Here is an 18,203-nt window from a genome sequence, read left to right as displayed (position 1 = left end):
CACCCAATATTTTAAACGTTTCGATAATTTTATGAATACACCAACTTTAGAAAATAACCGTGTAAAACTTAGTCTTTTAACTTTAAATAATTATTCTGAAATTCTTAAAATTGGACAACAAGAAAACTTAGTACTTTATTCACCAAGTAAAATTGCAACACCAGAAGATTTAAAAAATTACACCGCAACAGCTGTTGCTGGTTACCAAAACAAAACTGTAATTCCGTTTATAATTTTCGATAAACAAACCAATGCTTACGCAGGAACAACTCGCTTTGCGCATATAGATTGGCATAATAAAGTTTTACATATTGGGTGGACCTGGATTGGCCATGAATTTCAAGGCACAGGTTTAAATATGAATATGAAATTTTTAATGCTTCAATATGCTTTTGAAGTCTTAAAGTTTGATAAAGTAGAATTCCGTGCCGATGAGCGAAACATAGCGTCCCGTAAAGCCATTGAAAAAATTGGAGGCACTCTTGAAGGGCTTCTACGAAAAGATATGCTGATGCTCGATGGTTTTAAAAGAAGTTCTTGTTGTTATGGTATTTTAAATGAAGAATGGCCAGCTATAAAAACATCTATTTTTAAAGATTTTGAATAATGATATAAACAAAAAAAACTCAGAGAGTTTCTGAGTTTTTTTTGTTCTAAATTATATTTTAACTTCTTAACAGTTATTTCATATACTTTCCTTTTTTACTGCCTTCATACATTACGTATTTTACTAAACGTGATTCTAATTTGGCATTAAATAGATGTATTTTTCTTGACGGACGTAAACCTACATGCTTTAAAGCATCGAGGTTAGAGGTAATAAACCAAGCATCGGTTCCTGGATAGTTTTGCTTAAGTGTATCTCCTATATTAGCGTAAAACTCTTCCATATCGATATTTAATCGCTCACCGTATGGTGGGTTAAAAACCATATGTAATTTTTCGTCGCCACCTTTTTGGGTTTTAAAGAAATCTTCGTGTTTTATTTCTATAAAATCATCTAGTTGAGCGTTTTTCACATTCTCCTTAGCTTTGGTAACCGCACTTGGTGCTTTATCAAAACCAATGATTTTATGATGAAAATCGCGCGTTTTTTTAAGTAAAGACTCTTCTATTTTTTCAAATAACTCAACATCCCAATCTGGCCAACGCTCGAAAGCAAATTCTTTACGCATTAAGTTTGGTGGAATGTTACAAGCAATCATGGCTGCTTCTATCAACATGGTTCCTGAACCACACATTGGGTCCATAAAATCTGTTTGTCCGTCCCAACCAGAAAGCATAATAAGTCCGGCGGCTAATACCTCGTTTATTGGCGCAATATTAGTTGCTGTTTTATAACCACGCTTGTGTAGAGAATCTCCAGAAGAATCTAAAGAGATAGTACATTTACGTCGATCGATATGCACGTTTATTTTTATATCTGGAAATTTTAAATCTACATTAGGGCGTACACCTTCAGTATCTCTAAATTTATCGACAATAGCATCTTTTGTTTTTTGAGCAATGTAGAGCGAGTGCGTAAATAAATCGGAATGGATGGTAGCATCTACAGCTAAAGTACCTGTAGCTTTAAGATATTTAGACCAATCCATGGCGTAAAGTTTGTCGTAAAGCTCTTTTTCGCTGTTTACATTAAAACTATGGATGGGTTTTAAAATTTTTACAGCAGTACGCAAGCCCAAGTTACATTTGTACATAAATCCTTTATCGCCTGAAAAAGAGACATTTCTAGTGCCTTTTTTCACATACAATGCACCTAACTGCGTTAGCTCGTCTGCTAATAAATCTTCAAAGCCAAATAAGGTTTTGGCAACCATGTTGAAATTTTCTTCCATTTTTTTCGTCTACGTCTAATAGATTGCAAAAATAACTTAATTTTGCAGAAAGCAAGAGATATTAGCGGATAATGGGTTAGGGATTGCAGCGGCATCCTTTTTGCAAAGGTTTTAAAGCCTATTTTTGGGTTAAACCTGATGTTTAATTGGTGTTTGATTCTTAAAAATAATTAAAGAAGGCTTTGTAAAAAGATATAGCGGAAAGCCCGACCTCGCCCTAAGGCGTGGTAACCCCCAAAAAACAATATGGAAAAACAAGAGACAGAATGGTTTACATCGTGGTTTGACACGCCGTATTATCATATTTTATACAAAGACAGGGATGACACGGAGGCGCATGCATTTATGGACACCCTTAGTGATTATTTGAATATGCCTGAGGGCGGGAAAATTTTGGATTTGGCCTGCGGAAAAGGAAGACACTCGGTGTATTTAAACAAAATTGGTTACAATGTTACTGGCGTTGATTTAAGTGAAAACAGCATTAACTATGCTAAACAATTTGAAAACGATACTCTAAAATTTGAGGTTCACGATATGTGTAACCCTTACCCGGAAACCTTTGATGGAGTTTTTAACTTATTTACAAGTTTTGGGTATTTTGATGATGAAGCCGATAATTTAAGAACCATAAAAGCGATAAAAGCCGATTTGAACGATTATGGTTTTGGTGTTATTGATTTTATGAATTCGGATTTTGTAATTGATAATTTAGTACCTGAGGAAGTAAAAACTGTTGATGGTATCGATTTTTATTTGAAACGCTACGTGGAAGATGGCTATATTATTAAGGATATTGCATTTAATACGGACGGCAAAGATTTTAAATATCAGGAGCGTGTACGTGGTTTTACTTTAGCTGATTTTGAGGCACTTTTTGAACAAGCCGACGTGCATTTACTTGATGTTTTTGGAGATTATAAGTTAGGCCAATTTAGAAAAGCCTTCTCGGAACGTTTAGTAATGATTTTTAAATAAATAATTACAATGTTTTTTTAATCTAGAAAAACTTAAACACTCATTTTTTGAGCTTATTTTTAAATGAATAAATTTATATTTCCTGTAATTGCCGTTATTTTAGGTGTGCTAATAGCTACTATTACCAAGAATAAAAAGTCTTGGAATATGAAGCTTATGCTCTCTTTTAGTGGGGCTTTTTTATTGGCTTTAACCTTATTTGAATTATTACCTGAGGTCTATGCACATCTCGATTCTAAACAAACGGGATTGTTTATTATGATCGGGATTTTACTTCAAATTGTTTTGGAGTTGTTCTCTAAAGGTGCTGAGCACGGGCATGTACACATCCATAAAAACGAAACCGTTTTTCCTTGGTGGTTATTTGTAAGCTTGTGTTTGCACAGTTTATTAGAAGGTTTCCCGATACACGAGCATAACGATATGGTTTATGGTGTTTTAATACATAAAATACCTATTGCTACGCTTATAAGTATGTTTTTGTTTCAGTCGAGTTTTAGTAAACCAAAAATTGCTGTGTTTTTAGTGATTTTTGCATTAATGACACCGTTAGGAACTTTAATTTCAAACACTTCTAATTTAACTGAAACCTTTGCCCACGGTATTAATGCTGTGGTTATTGGTATGTTTTTCCATATATCGACCACTATTCTATTTGAAAGTAGTGACGGACATAAATTTAACCTCAGTAAATTTGTGGCTATTATTTTAGGCGTTGGAATTGCTTATTTGATTTAGAATCTAAATCAAATAAGCATTCTTTTTAATATAGCGTTCTGCTTAATATTTTGCAGAAATTGGATAGATGTATATTTCTTAAAACGTCCAAGCTAGAATACGAGACACTTTGTTTCCTTGTCCCATATTAATTACTTTAACTTCTGTAGCGCCTAGTTTTGTAAGCGATTTTTGCATTCCTTTTATTAAATCTTTTTTAGATACTAAGGTTGTAAACCACTTGCAGCTTTCTTTATTCAAAGAGCTTTCATATAAATAGGTATGTAAAAAAGCTTTCTCACCACCTTTATAACAAAGCTCGTTATTGGTACCCGAAAAGTTACGGACTATTTTATCTGTCTTTTTACCTAAATTCTTTAATTTTTTAGTGGTTGCTTCGTCAGCTTCTTCTTCAGAATTAAAAAAGGGCGGATTACATATAGACACTGCAAAAGTCTCACCTTCATCTAAAATACCGTTAAAAATTTCGGCACTATCTTCTTGATGGCGCAGCTTAATAGCATTACCCATCTTGTTTTTATCTATTATTCTTTGCGCATTTTTTAACGAAGCGCCGTCAATATCTGTAGCTACAAACTCCCAGTTATATTCTGCATAGCCCAAAAGTGGATAAATGCAACTTGCACCGGTACCAATATCTAATATTTTAACGCCGGTTTCTGTGTTTGCTTTTTTAACTAAATGTGCTATATGATGCAAATAATCTACACGACCAGGAATTGGCGGACATAAATTCTCCTCAGGAAACTCCCAAAACTTAATACCGTAATCTTTAAGCAATAAAGCCGTATTAAGCGCTTTTACAGCCTTAGGTTTAGCAAAATCTATAGTTACCGTTTGGTGTCTGTTTTCGAAAACAAAGGGCTTTAATTCTGGATATACATTACATAAAGCCTCTAAATCGTAACCCGATTTATGCTTATTTTTTGGATGAAAATTTGGAGTTGTTTTGATAATTTCTAGTTTAAAATTTCTATTATAATGCCAACACTACTAATAACTAAACACAACGGTGCATAATAGGTTGTATCCAGGGTGCCAAAAGTAGTCTGTTTTACGCTCTTAAAAAAGCCTACATATTTAAAATCGCCAATAGCACGAATAAAAAACAACAATGCTATAATCCAGCCCGTGTACTGCATAACCCAATTAGGTAAATAAACCGTTGCTACGCCCGACTTATAAAAGTAAAAACAACAAAACGCTAATAGCGCAAAGCCAACAATAGCACTATCCATTTTTTTAGGGTTTAAAACCCGCTCGCCGTTTTCTTTAGTGGGTAGTGAGGCTTCAAAACCAAATGTTCCGCCAGAAAACCAATTAAAATGAATAACCGCGAGCACAAGAAATACAATACTGAGTAATAAGGATAAAACAGCAACCATAATAATTAACGGAGTTTAGACTACAAATTTAATAATTTGAACCTCGTTTTAGATATTGAAACGATTTCTTTTATCTTAGCCCAAAATAAATTTTGAGATGTTAAAAGCTGTAATTTTCGATATGGATGGAGTAATAATAGATAGCGAACCACTGCACCACGCTGCTTATCACAAAATGTTTAGCGATGTTGGCGCCAATGTTTCTAGTGAGCTATACGAATCTTACACCGGACAATCTACGCTTAACGTTTGCAAGCAAGTTAAAGATCATTTTAATTTAGATGAAACTCCAGAAGCTTTAGTAGCCTTAAAAAGAAAACATTACGAATACATTTTTGAAAACGATAAAGATTTCGATTTAATAGATGGCGTTTTAGATTTAATTAAAAACTACCATGCTAATGGGCTTACTCTGGTTTTAGCATCATCGGCATCTATGCCAAGTATTGAACGTATTTTTAAACGTTTCAATTTAAACCAATATTTTAAAGCCAAATTAAGTGGTGCCGATTTAAAAGCATCTAAACCACACCCAGAAATTTTTGTAAAAGCAGCCGAAGCATCCGGTTTTAAAGCATCGGAATGTATGGTTATTGAAGATTCTACCAACGGTATTAAAGCTGCAAACGATGCGCATATATTTTGCGTAGGTTTTGATAGTGTACACTCAAAAAACCAGGATTACACCAATGCTAACCTAAAAATTGAAGATTTTAAAACTATTACCTTCGATAAAATTACGACGTATTTCTAGAGCATGAGACCTAAATAACAGATTACCTCTACCCTACACATCATAGATTTGTATATTAATATTTTGTGCTCTAATTTTAATTTAGAACCGAGTATCATCATCTATTATCAACTACTTTTTACTCAAATTTTCAATTAAATTTAAATTTCCACAACCTAATATTTAAATTCCATAGGCTTATTTTATCTTAAAAAATAAAAATAACAACCTCACAATCAACACACTAATACTCACTTCCGTTTTTTGGCACGCTGTTTGTAATTACCTAACTGTATAACATTAAAACATACAGATATGAAAAAGTATATATTCTTATTAGCCGGATTGGTCCTTGCAGGATTCACCGCTAGTGCAGACACAACAACCGCCAACCAAACAAACGAAGCATCAAATATTAACAGAGGTTACGGCAGCTCTTTCATATTTGTTGAAAACGGAATAGAATTTTCGGTATTTGCCGATGGTCAATTCGACTTCAATTTACAACGTCAAACATCAAACGTAAATGTATCATTACATTCTAGAAATCTAGATTTAAGTTTTAACTCTGGTTACGATTATAATGCATACGTGCAGTACGATGAATTTGGTGCAATTATTCAAATAGAAAACACACCTATTTATTACGATTATTACGGTAGAATTTCTCAAGCCGGAAACGTAAACATAAACTACAACAACAATGGTTACATATCTAGAGTTGGTGGACTATATGTGCATTACGATCGTTATAACAGATATTCTCACTATACTGGTTTTATAAACGTATATAACCGTGGTTACATTTACCGTCCATGGCACAATTATTACCGCACGCCATCAGTTAATTTTCGTGTAGTATTTAATCGTCCTTACCGTCAACATTATGCTCCAGTGCGTTATGTGTACAACCGTCCGTTTTACAACAACCACCGTCCATCTTCAGCTATATATAGTCGTCGTGGAAACACTGTTGCCAGAAACCGTAATTACGCTACAGTAAATAGAAGTTCTAGAAATGTTACCAAAATTAACCGTAACGCACAAACCAGACGTAATGTAACAACAAATAATAACCGTCGTTACACTACAACATCACCAAATAGAAACTCTAATGCAAAAAGTACAAACCGTAATTACACACAACGTGATAATAGTCGTGTAGCAAGAACAACACCAAACAGAACGGTTACCAAAACAACAACTACTAGATCTACAAGACCTAGTGCAAACAGTACAAATACTAGAAATGTAACCCGTACGAAAATAAATACGGTATCTAAAAATCCAAAAGCAACAAAGGCTCGTACATATACTAGAAACGACAATAATACTAGAAGCACTAAACGTGTAGCTACCGTTACTAAAGCACCTAGAACTAGCAATAGTAAAGCAACGCAACGTAGTAGTAAATCTAGCAACAATACAAGATCGACAACATCTACCACACGTAGACGATCATAAAAATTTTGGTTGGTTAGTACGAAAATCCCTGTGAATAGTTTGCCTTAAAGCAACATCACGGGGTTTTTCATTTTTAATAGTTTGGGCGTTACCACAAGGGTCGGGCTTTACACTATATCTTTTTTTAGCTTAGGTTACTTTAAGCAAGTTCAGACCTCAAATCAAAATATAAACTAAACCGATACTATTTTCTTAATCTTAAAAAAAGGATGCCGTTGCAATCCCTAACGCGGGTTACGGCTGTGGTAGTATATTTTAGAAAGATTAAAATAATTTTAGTACCTCTTCTTTTAACAAAACATCTTTAATTATTATTTAAGTCTTTTTAACTTAATAAGTGAATAAATTACAAGACTTACTAAAGTTATCATTTGAGATATTCCAAAACCAGCGGTAAACCATCCATAAAACATCAAAAAGCTTTGAATATCACCATGATGATTTTCAGATGCACTTGCACTATATAGTCCAGACAACCAATTTGTCAATGGCCCTAAAATAAAGATAATAAGACTTAAAACTACCAACAGTAATTTAGGGAATTCCCTTTTATGTAATTCTAGTCCAAGAGATTTTCTATTAATTTTACCAACCACAAAATATGCGGTAAACAAATATGCAACCAACGTAATTGATGGGAGTAAATATGTTAAAATGAGAAAAGAAACACCTAACTCAATCAAACTAAAATACAATAAATGAATAATAAAATTTAAGATTGTATCAACTGCCGTCACAAATACAAATCCAAAAATCACCCATAAAACTAATAAAACATCATTTTTTTTCATCAATATTGCATTACATTATATCTACCACACTCACTCCGTTATTCTTTTTAGTAATTTGAATTTGAGTAGAAATACGCTCTTTTAAATTTTCAACGTGAGATATTATACCAATCATTTTACCTTGCGATTGCAAAGTTTCTAAAGTAGAAATAACCGTTTCTAAAGTATTTTTATCCAAGGTTCCGAAACCTTCATCAATAAACAACGAATCAATTTTTACATTTTTACTAGCCAAATCGGACAATCCTAAAGCTAAAGCTAAACTAATAATAAACTTCTCACCTCCACTAGATGTGTCTACCAATCTGGCCTGATCTGTTTGGTAATGGTCTATTAAATTAAAATTAAGTTCCTCTTTAGGTTTGTAAGCCTCTTCCATTTTTAAAGAATAACGTTTATTCAATTTATACAAATGTACATTGGCAAGGTCTAGTAAATGCTTTAAAGTTAAGCGTTGCACATATACATTAAAGGCATCTTTAGAATTCCCTATAATTTTAAATAGCTCTCTCCAAACATTGCAAACCGTTTCTTGAGCATCTATTTTTTTATAGATTTCTTTATTTCGATCTCTAATTTCCTTATCCTTTTTAAAGGCTTGTATAATCTCACCTTTTTCCGATAGCAGCGTTTTATTTGTCTTATTCAAATCTTCCAAAGCCAATTTACTCTCGGCCTCAGTAATTTCAAATGTTTTAATTTTTTTTAAATCTGCTTTAGCTTTTTCGTTAGATTCTCGGTATGCTTTTAAGCGAAGTTGTTTTTCTTTTATCGCTTCTTTATTTTTAGTGAACCGCACCATATCGGCATCTAGAAGTATTGCTTTCTGAACCAATTCTCTTGTATCAAAATCGCTAACTTTTAATTGAGTATCAAAAACAGAATTTAACGTGTCTAGCTTTTCTTTTAAAACTAATACCTCCTTATTCGTTCCTATTTTTAAAGCTTCTTTTTTATTTTGTAAATCTAAAAACTCCTGGCGTTTCTGTTTGCTTAACTCTACCTTTTTAGACAAAGTTATTCGTTCGGTTTGTAAAAGTTCTCGCTTCTGTTCTACAGAAATAGCAATAGGTAAAATAGCTTCACGTTGTTTTTTTAATTGTTCTATTTTAACAGTAGATACTGTAATCGTTTTAGAACAAGTTTCTTCTGCCTTAAGTTGTATTTCTAACTTCTCTTTGTTGTTTTCTAACTTAGTGTTTACAACCGATACACTCGATTTTAATAAGTCTAAATTCTTCTCCTTTTTATTAAAACTAGTAATTGACGTTTTGAGGTTTTGAATAAACTCATTACTCTTTTCTATTGAAGGTAATTGGTAATTAAATTTAAATAATTTTGCTTCTAACGCGGTCTCTAAATTATTACAGATTTCTTTTAAATCAACAATTAGTTTTTGCTTTTCTGCAATATCCTTATTGCTATTTTTATTCTTTTCAACAAGCGTAGCTACACCATTTTTAATCTTATTAAACCTCTCACTTTGTATTTTAAAAGTATCGTTTAATTTATTACTATCCTTTTGTAATTGTTGAGCTACTTTTAACTTTTCATCTAATAATAAAATATCCTGCGTTATTTGTTTAACCTCAATTTCAATTTGAGCTGTATTCGATAACTCGCAATCTATATTTAATTGTTTCGTCTTTAATTTTAATGCTTTTACTTCATCATTAATTAGACCGTTACGTTGCGTTAAACCATCGATGGTTGTGTTCGCTACAACTTCTTTTTTCTCTAATTCGTTTTTTGAAACAATTAACGCTTGGAGCTTTTCTTTGCGTTTATTAAGTTCTAATTCCGATTTTGAAACACCTACCGAAACCAAATTTTCGGTAAAAGGATGCTCTAATGAACCACACAATCCACAAGGTGTTCCTTCAGTTAAACTCTGACGATCAGCTTCATATTTAGAAATACTTTTCTCTAAATTTAAAATTTTATCCGCATCTGCAACCGACTTTTCTTGAACTTCAATTTGTTGGTTAACCGCTTGGATTTCCTTTTTACTAACCTCTAATGCCTTTGTAAGCGCTTTTTGTTTCGTTAATAAATCGGTTTGTTCTTTTTCAATTTTAAGTATTTGCTCTGATAGCGTTTTAAACTGTTTCCAGTTTGTTTCTTTGGTGGCTAATTTAGTTTTAGCCTCTAGTAAATCGGTTAAATTATTTTTAGATAATTTTAAAGTAATCTCAGCTAATAATTTTTCTGTTTTTTCAATTTCGGCAGTTTCAACTTTTAGTAATTTGTTACCATCTTTTAAGCGCGTTTCTGTTTTTTCTACCTCTTCTTTTTTAACAGAAACAAAATCTTGAGCTTCTTTTAAACTTTCTTTTTTAGCTTTTAAAGCAGTTAATTCACTTGCCCAATTGGATATTTGTAAATCAACATCCTTCAATAATTTATGCTCAGAAATAAAGCTTTGATCTATTTTTATTTTAGCTTCAGTATCCGCTAAATCCTTAGTCAATTTGGTTTGCTCTTCTCTTAAAAGCTTAATTTGTTTGGCTAACGCTTCTAATTCTAAAATTGATTTTTGCTTATTTTCAGCTTCATTTTTAAGTTTACCATCTAAGCTACTTATAGCATCAAATTTTGGTAACCAATCCGCGAACGTTTTGTCTGCTACATTTAGCAAATCCGTTTCTTTTTGAGTTTGTGAACTTAGTTTTTCAATCTCTGGTTTTAAGGTTTTAAGCTCGGACTCTAAACGTTCTAATTGTTTAGATTTATCAACAAAATCTTGCTCTGTTCTCTTTAAATTATCAAGTAGCTCCTTAAAAGGTGCTGCTTTTTCATTTAAATCTAACTGTTCTAGCTCTTCTTTATGTTTTTCGATGAATAGGTTAAGTTCCTTGGATTCTATTCCTAACTTTTCCGATTCATCAAGTATTTTCTGGAATTCCACATACCATTCTACAATACTTTGAGTGGTTTTTATCTCCTTTTCAATCTTTAAAATTTCGGTATCGAGTGTTTTATCTTTTAGGGTTAACTCAACCTTAGCTTCTTCTGATAAAACATCATCAGAATTAATTCTAGACTGAATATCCTTAAGCGCATTTTCTTCTTTAGCTTTTCGTTCTTGAATACTCTGCCCTATCTTTTTATAAATTTCTTCGCCGGTAATTTGTTCTAGCAGCTTCCCTTTCTCCGGGCCTTTAGCTGTTAAAAATGAAGCGAATTCGCCTTGGGCAAGCATTACAGAACGTAAAAACTGATTGTAATCTAATTGAGTCACTCGAACCACTTCTGATATTAAACTCCGTTTCTGACTCGCTAAAATAGCGCCTGTTGTTAAGTTCTTTAAACTAACTTCTTCCTTTGGGTTTTTATACTTTTTACCAGATTTATCGGCAACCTTCATACCCCAAAAGGCATCGTAAATTACATTATCATTTTCAAAAGTGACTCTACTAAAAGCATCATCGGCACCATGGCTAACCACATCTATCAAAGTGCCCTTAGAACCATTAAATCTTGGTACATTATGGTATAACGCAATAGTAATAGCATCTAAAATAGTAGTTTTACCAGCTCCTGTAGAACCTGTAATGGCGTACAAACCCACATCTTTAAAATGTTCACTTTCAAAATCTATAACAATAGAAGTATTGGAGCGTAAAGAATTTATATTTTGTAATTCTATTTTTAAAATTTTCATAGTCCTCTACGCTTACTGATTTTTAACAGATTGTAAAATTTCATTAAAAGCATCTTCCACCTCTGGCCGGCTCTCTAAATCAAAACCAATTTCTTTACATTTCAATTTAAAAACTTCAGCTGGTAATAACTCTTTTATCGATTTTGTTTCTTCTAATAATTCCTCAATACCTTTTTGCCTACGCTGCGTTTTTAAAGCCATTTTTAATATTTCAAACGGATACTTTTCTGCTGCTTTTTTTAAATCATCAGTATTTATGGTATGTGTCTCATTAAGCACAATTTCTACCCATGGTGTTAATTGAAATGCATTAGAAACTATCTCAGGAAATACATCTATACACTCTGCCATGGTGCCTGCCAACTTATAAAACTCCCTAAAACGCGGAACAACAACATCGTCGATGGTGCTTATTTTATTGTCTTCAACGGTTAAAACAATAATGTTTTTATCATAAGTTATTTCACTGAAACTCAAAATATTTGGTGAACCTGAATAGCGTACTTTATAATTTTCTCCAATTATTTGAGGTCGATGCAAATGTCCTAAAGCAATATAATCGAAGTACTCAGGGAAATCTTCAGCACCAATATGGCCCAATGTTCCTACATAAATATTTTGTTCGCTATCTGAAACAGAGCCTCCTGTTGCAAACAAATGCCCCATAGCAATAACGGGAGCATCGGTGGTATTTACTAGCTTACATTGCTCGGCAGCTGCTTGATAATGATTAATTAATGCTGTTTTATATTTATCAATAAGTTCGTCGAAAGATTCTCCGGCAACAGCTCTTCTAATATCACCATCACGCAAGTATGGAACGGCAGCAACAACTACTTTTTCACCTTCGATGTCAATTTCAAAAACTTCATCTTCTATCTCTTCCGTTGCTTTACCAACCACTTTAATCGATAAAGCATCGAGAATGTGTTTTGGTGCATTTAAAGTTCCTGCAGAATCGTGATTTCCTCCGGTAATAATAATGGATTTGCAACTTGTACCTTTCAACTTCACCAAAAAGCTATAATACATTTCTAAACTTTGATTGGAAGGCGAACCCGTATCAAATACATCTCCTGAAATCAATAAAACGTCTATTTTCTCCGTACTGATATATGTTTCAATCCAACTTAAAAATAAAGTTTGTTCGGCTACTTGAGATTGCTCGTGTAATCTATGTCCTAAATGCCAATCGGCTGTATGAAGTATTTTCAAGTGATGTATGTTTTGTGATCTTTCGGAAAACTCTAAAAAAAAATAAGGTAGACAGTCTAAACCATCTTATTCAACGAATTTAGACAAATAAAACCTCAAAATCAAGTTTGAATTAAAGCTTCAAATACTTCTGAAGTAACTTAGAAATATCATCTGAAAATTTAAATTTGAAAACAATAAAACCGTAGAGGGCCGCTATTATAATAGACTTTAATGCAATGTTTAAAATAGGATGAAATGGAAAGTCCCAAAAGTAAAAAAGAACAGCAAAACCTGCAATAAACAAACCTATCTGCAAGGTTTTTGGCGAAAATGGTGAGATTTTAAATTTTGTATGAACAAAATATAACTTAATAGAATTGTATAAAAATACAGCTAAAAACGTAGCTAAACCGGCACCATTGATACCAAGAATAGGAATAAATAAAATATTAAAAGCTACCATAACAATAACTAGAACAACACCTAAAACAAGTACCATTCGGTAATAATCACTATTAAAAAGAATAGCATTGTTACTTCCTAAAAGTGAATCGTATAATTTAACAACACTAATCATAAATACCACGTAAAGACCAACATTAAACTCTTCGGGAATGATTAAATAAAGCTGATTAATATTTAAAACAATTAATAAAAAAATAAAACCACCAACAATAAACAAGTTCAATGAGCTCTTCTTATACAAATCTTCCAAAGCATCATAATCATGTTCGTTCAAAAACTTAGCCGTCATAGGCATGAGTAATTGATGCATAGCACGTTGCGGCACCGCAATAACCGCCGTGATAAATATAGCCACATTGTAATACGCAATTTCTTTAATTTGTATGTAATGCCCAAGCATTACTTTATCCACATCTAAAAGCGATGTGGCTATAGCTCCAGCAATAATTATGAGTCCTGAGTATTTTAAAATTCTGCTTAAGTCATTAATCTTTTTAAAGGTTAGCTTTGGGAATTTCAATGTGAAAGCATAAATCTTCATAATTAGCATTCTAACAAAATAAATAATGGCTAAACCAGACATAAACTGCTCTAAATCTATATATTCAAAATGAAAGGCAAACAACAGTAACATAGTACCTACCCGATGAAAAACTTCTTTCATGAAGTTACCAAAAACCGTTTGCATTTGCACTTTTGCCCAAGAAAAAAAAAGCTCGAAATACGCCAAAGAAATCGCTATAACCACCGTATGCCATAAGTATTGTTTAATTATAGGATTTTTATTTGATAATAAATCGCCTATAAAACCATAACCAAAATACGTAAGCAAAACAATAGGAATAATAACGGCAATTGGCATTAATAACATGAGCGTTAAAAAGCCATTTAGTGATTCGCGTGTTTTGAATGTTGTATAAAATTTAACTAAAGTATTATGCGCTCCAAAAGCCATTAACGGCATAATAACATAAGCTAAAGAAAGCATATAGCCTACCATACCGTAGTAATCATCACTTAAAAATTTAGTGTAAAGAAACAGCGTATTTATTGCCCCAATTAAAAACCCCAAATACGTGGAGATTATATTTTTAAAAGATTGAGAAGCAACTATGCCCATTATTTTTGATTAGATTTCATTATTTATACTACGAAGTAAACGCGTAAAATGATAGATTATTAGAGCTTTTTTAGAACCGAAGCTAATTTAGAAGTCAAGTTTTTTCTACTATATTTTTGCAAACCAATAGCATGTACTTCTAAATTTTTATTTTGATAGCTCTTATAATGCGCCAAGATAGTCGATTTTAACGATTTATAATCTGTGTAGTAAAAGTAGTTTCCGGTATTGGTTTCTGTTATAATATTTTCCACATCGGAACCTTGAGGTCCCAAAGCCAAAATAGGCCGATTTGAAACTATATATTCAAACAGTTTTCCTGGAATAATACATTTAGTTTCTTTGGAGTCTATCTCGACTAACAATAGAACCTGTGAACTTTTTTGATAGACAATAGATTCTTTATGAGATACATACCCGGCGTTATTAACATGATTAGCAAGACCTACGGTTTCTATAGATTGCAAAACAGTTTCGCTAACGGCTCCCACAAAATTTAATTGAAAATCTTTAGAAAAATCCTCATGTTCCTGAACAAGTTCCGAAAGTACTTGCCATAAAATTATAGGATTTCTTTTTGATAATAACGAACCAATATGCGCTATTGTAAACTTAGCGTCAAGCGGTTTAGATTCTACAGATTCATAATCATAGCCATTAGTAATAACCTCAATTGGTTTATTGGTAATGGCTTCAAATTCCGTTTTTGTTACAGAACTAGTAACAACAATATCGTCGGCAGTATTTAAAACCTGCTTTTCTAAAGCTTTATGTTTTTGTTTAGATTTTTCCGTTAATTTCAACTGCTTATGGTAACCAATAGTAGTCCAAGGGTCTCTAAAATCTGCAATCCATTTTATACCTAATTTTTCTTTAAGCTGTAAACCAATAAGATGCAAACTATGCGGAGGCCCAGTGGTTATAATTGTTGAAATATTTTCCTGTTCTATATAATTTGAAAGATAAGCTACCGATGGTTTTACCCAACTTTTACGCGCATCTGGAATAAAAAAATTTCCACGAATATAAAGCATGGCTTTTTCAATAAAACTTTGCGTTTTCTGCTCGGGAATAATGCCTTTACTAATAGTACTTGATGATTTCTTTGAAAACAGGCCAGCCAACTTATAAGGTTCACTTATAGGCTGTTTTATAATGGTAACATCTTTTGAAACTTCAGCAATTAAACTCACGTCTACTAAAGGATAGTTAGGGTTTTCGGGAATATAAACAATAGGTTCAACATTAAAGTCGGGTAAATATTTTACGAATTTTAACCAACGCTGCACGCCTGGACCTCCTGCAGGTGGCCAGTAATAACTTATTATAAGTACTTTTAGTGCCTTCATTAAAAAAATTTCGATCTGCGTAGAAGTAAAAAACTATTTCTTTTGAAATCCGTAGAAAAGTCCGCCTAGTAATAAAAGCCCGAATAAAACTGAACTAGCAAGTGCAATTGTGCTTCCTGTTTTCACTACATCTGGATCAAACTTAAACACAATTTCATGTTTTCCTTCCGGGATTTCTAAACCACGTAGCGTATAATTAACACGTATATGCTCGGTCTCTTCACCATCGATAAACGTTTTCCAGCCATTTCCGTAATACACTTCAGAAAACACTGCAAAACCTTTATTTGCGTTGCTAGAAGCGTATTTTAAATAATTTGGCTTATGCTCAACAATTTTTATACTTGCTACAGAATCAACATTAAACTTTTTTGTTTCCGTTGGAATTATGGCATCTTTTCCTTTAGCAAAAACAGCAACATGCTTATTATCTAAACTATCCAAAGCTTTAATTTCTTCGTTAGCAGAATCTACCTTTTTAAGTTCGCTAATAAACCAAGCCGCACCATTAGCATCTCTATTGGTGTATGGAAAGGTTTCTCCTTTTTCACCTTGAGCAATAATATATTTGGTATTAAACATATTAAGCACATTCATATTATTTTGAGAAATATAAAAATCGAAAACCTCACGATAGCGCTTTAATTCTGCCGCATTATAGCCATTTAAAGAATTATGAAAATATGATGGTTTCGATCGTCCTGAAACTAAATCGTAAACGCGATAATAACTCTTATCTTGCAAAATAGCTTTATCAACCTCCGTAGCTTCAAACGGTTTATTCATTTTAATAGAAGATACAAAATCGTCACTATTAACATAGCGCTTATCCACACCAACTAAATCGAACAACAACAGCACAGCAAATCCAATAACAAGTAAGTTTTCTTTTAGCTTACCCTTTAAGTAATACCAAATTAAACCTGCCGATAGCAGTACTAAAATTAAACTTCTAAGGGTATCTGTTGTAAAAACACTTTTTCTATCTTCTCTTATGGCATCTACAAAATCTTGTCCGTAATTCTGACGGTATAAACCATCGTTAACGCCAACAAAATCGAATAAAGACGATTTCATTACTAAAAATAAAAGCGCTAAACCACCAGTAATTATTGTGGTATATTTTAAAGCATTTAGCTTTTCTTCTTCTTTTACAAAAGTATTAAACAAACGTACCAAACCAAAAATCCCCAACACTGGTATACATAACTCCAATAAAACTTGTATTGATGTTACGGCCCTAAACTTATTGTACATGGGTACATAATCGATAAAAAAGTTAGTTAAAAACCCTAAGTTTTTACCGTAAGATAATAATAAAGAAAACACTGTTCCGCCAACAAGCCACCATTTTAAACGGCCTTTTACTAAAAATAAAGCAAATACAAACAAGAATAAAATTACAGCACCAACATAAGCCGGAGCTTCTACAATAGGTTGGTCTCCCCAGTATAATGGAGCGCGCTTAGCTTCTTCTGCCGCCTGAGTTGTTGTGGCTCCTAATTTTCTATAAGCTTCGTATGTAGCAGAATCTTTACCAACATTCTCTCCATTTCCTCCACCCATAAAACGAGGAATAAACAAGTTAAACGTTTCAGCAAATCCATAACTAAATTGCGTGATATAATCTTTATCTAATCCGTTTGAAACCTCTTTTGGAGATCCATCGGCATTAATGGTTAGTTCCGTTTTACCACGTGTACTTTCCTGTACATACTCTTGCGTAGCCATTACGCTCGTTGCATTCAGAGCAATAGCAAGAACTACAGCTGCGAATAAAATTCCAACAGATTTAAAGAAATGAGGTAATACGTCTTTCTTGTAAGCATCCACTAAATAAGCTATGCCCAAAATAAGTACCAACAGCATTAAGTAGTAAGTCATTTGGAAGTGATTCGATACAATTTCTAACCCCATAGCCAAAACAGTGAGTAAAAACCCAGCTATGTATTTTCGCCTAAAAGTGAGTATAATACCGCTCAATACCAAAGGCATGTATGCAATAGCATGTGCCTTACTGTTATGCCCAACACCTAAAATTATAATTAAATAAGTTGAAAACCCAAAGGCTAAAGCTCCTAACGCTGCAAGCTTGTAATCCACATTTAACACTAAAAGCAATACATAAAAACTCATTAAATATAAAAACAAATAATCGGCTGGACGAGGTAAAAAACGCAGTACAGCATCAATTTTTTTAATGTAATTATGCGGGTATCTCGCTCCCAATTGGTAAGTTGGCATCCCTGCAAAAGCCCCATTAGTCCAATAGGTTTCCTCTCCAGTTTCAACTTTAAAATCCTTCTGTTGCTTGCTCATGCCAATAAACTGAACAATATCGCTTTGATAAATTTCTTTTCCTTGTAAAACTGGGCTAAAATAAGCCAATGATAATATTACAAATCCTAGAATAACTAAGATGTGTGGCAGTATACTTTTAATTGAAAATTGCATGAAAGTAGTTTAAAACAATGAATGTGA

Annotated in this window: 14 protein-coding genes; 5 read left to right on the top strand and 9 right to left on the bottom strand. The window is 32.9% G+C overall.

Going from position 1 to position 18,203, the window contains the following annotated elements:
• The first annotated feature begins 31 nt into the window (after positions 1-31).
• Complete coding sequence (locus GQR98_RS12785) at positions 32-607, top strand: GNAT family N-acetyltransferase (protein ID WP_074940451.1); 576 nt, start codon at positions 32-34, stop codon at positions 605-607.
• Positions 608-680: 73 nt separating this feature from the next.
• Here GQR98_RS12785 and GQR98_RS12780 read toward each other — a convergent pair whose 3' ends face one another.
• Entirely contained in the window at positions 681-1,838 is a 1,158-nt protein-coding gene (locus GQR98_RS12780) for a class I SAM-dependent RNA methyltransferase (protein WP_042505051.1), read from the bottom strand.
• Positions 1,839-2,084: 246 nt separating this feature from the next.
• Between GQR98_RS12780 and GQR98_RS12775 the strand changes: the two genes are divergently transcribed.
• Both GQR98_RS12775 and GQR98_RS12770 read left to right on the top strand, forming a co-directional pair.
• Positions 2,085-2,816 (top strand): class I SAM-dependent methyltransferase, encoded by a 732-nt coding sequence (locus tag GQR98_RS12775; RefSeq protein WP_042505048.1) that lies wholly within the window; start codon positions 2,085-2,087, stop codon positions 2,814-2,816.
• A 63-nt stretch (positions 2,817-2,879) separates the two neighbouring features.
• Positions 2,880-3,554, top strand: coding sequence for a ZIP family metal transporter (locus GQR98_RS12770; protein ID WP_159019830.1), 675 nt, complete (start codon positions 2,880-2,882; stop codon positions 3,552-3,554).
• Positions 3,555-3,632: 78 nt separating this feature from the next.
• On the opposite strand, the gene rlmF is transcribed toward GQR98_RS12770, so the two are convergent.
• Together rlmF and GQR98_RS12760 are read right to left on the bottom strand one after the other, a co-directional pair.
• Entirely contained in the window at positions 3,633-4,508 is an 876-nt protein-coding gene (rlmF, locus tag GQR98_RS12765) for a 23S rRNA (adenine(1618)-N(6))-methyltransferase RlmF (protein ID WP_159021160.1), read from the bottom strand.
• Positions 4,509-4,513: 5 nt separating this feature from the next.
• Entirely contained in the window at positions 4,514-4,939 is a 426-nt protein-coding gene (locus GQR98_RS12760) for a DUF3995 domain-containing protein (RefSeq protein WP_159019829.1), read from the bottom strand.
• 97 nt (positions 4,940-5,036) lie between these two features.
• Between GQR98_RS12760 and GQR98_RS12755 the strand changes: the two genes are divergently transcribed.
• On the top strand, positions 5,037-5,693 hold the full coding sequence (locus GQR98_RS12755) for an HAD family hydrolase (protein ID WP_159019828.1): 657 nt from the start codon (positions 5,037-5,039) through the stop codon (positions 5,691-5,693).
• A 294-nt stretch (positions 5,694-5,987) separates the two neighbouring features.
• Positions 5,988-7,136 carry a hypothetical protein gene (locus GQR98_RS12750; RefSeq protein WP_159019827.1) on the top strand — a complete coding sequence of 383 codons (1,149 nt, stop codon included), beginning with the start codon at positions 5,988-5,990 and terminating at the stop codon, positions 7,134-7,136.
• 311 nt (positions 7,137-7,447) lie between these two features.
• On the opposite strand, the gene GQR98_RS12745 is transcribed toward GQR98_RS12750, so the two are convergent.
• From GQR98_RS12745 to GQR98_RS12720, 6 genes are all read right to left on the bottom strand, one after another.
• A complete protein-coding gene (locus GQR98_RS12745) occupies positions 7,448-7,927 on the bottom strand; it encodes a hypothetical protein (RefSeq protein WP_159019826.1) in 480 nt (159 codons plus the stop codon).
• A 10-nt stretch (positions 7,928-7,937) separates the two neighbouring features.
• Complete coding sequence (locus GQR98_RS12740) at positions 7,938-11,591, bottom strand: AAA family ATPase (RefSeq protein WP_159019825.1); 3,654 nt, start codon at positions 11,589-11,591, stop codon at positions 7,938-7,940.
• Positions 11,592-11,603: 12 nt separating this feature from the next.
• On the bottom strand, positions 11,604-12,806 hold the full coding sequence (sbcD, locus tag GQR98_RS12735) for an exonuclease subunit SbcD (protein ID WP_159019824.1): 1,203 nt from the start codon (positions 12,804-12,806) through the stop codon (positions 11,604-11,606).
• A 112-nt stretch (positions 12,807-12,918) separates the two neighbouring features.
• A complete protein-coding gene (locus GQR98_RS12730; protein ID WP_159019823.1) occupies positions 12,919-14,373 on the bottom strand; it encodes a polysaccharide biosynthesis C-terminal domain-containing protein in 1,455 nt (484 codons plus the stop codon).
• Between the two features lie 59 nt (positions 14,374-14,432).
• Complete coding sequence (locus tag GQR98_RS12725; RefSeq protein WP_159019822.1) at positions 14,433-15,722, bottom strand: glycosyltransferase; 1,290 nt, start codon at positions 15,720-15,722, stop codon at positions 14,433-14,435.
• 33 nt (positions 15,723-15,755) lie between these two features.
• A complete protein-coding gene (locus tag GQR98_RS12720) occupies positions 15,756-18,176 on the bottom strand; it encodes a YfhO family protein (protein ID WP_159019821.1) in 2,421 nt (806 codons plus the stop codon).
• Between the last annotated feature and the right edge of the window lie 27 nt (positions 18,177-18,203).

The organism is Algibacter sp. L3A6 (assembly GCF_009796825.1).
Taxonomy (GTDB): domain Bacteria; phylum Bacteroidota; class Bacteroidia; order Flavobacteriales; family Flavobacteriaceae; genus Algibacter.
Note: the sequence above shows the minus strand (reverse complement) of the source record. Positions and strands in the feature narration are given on the sequence as shown.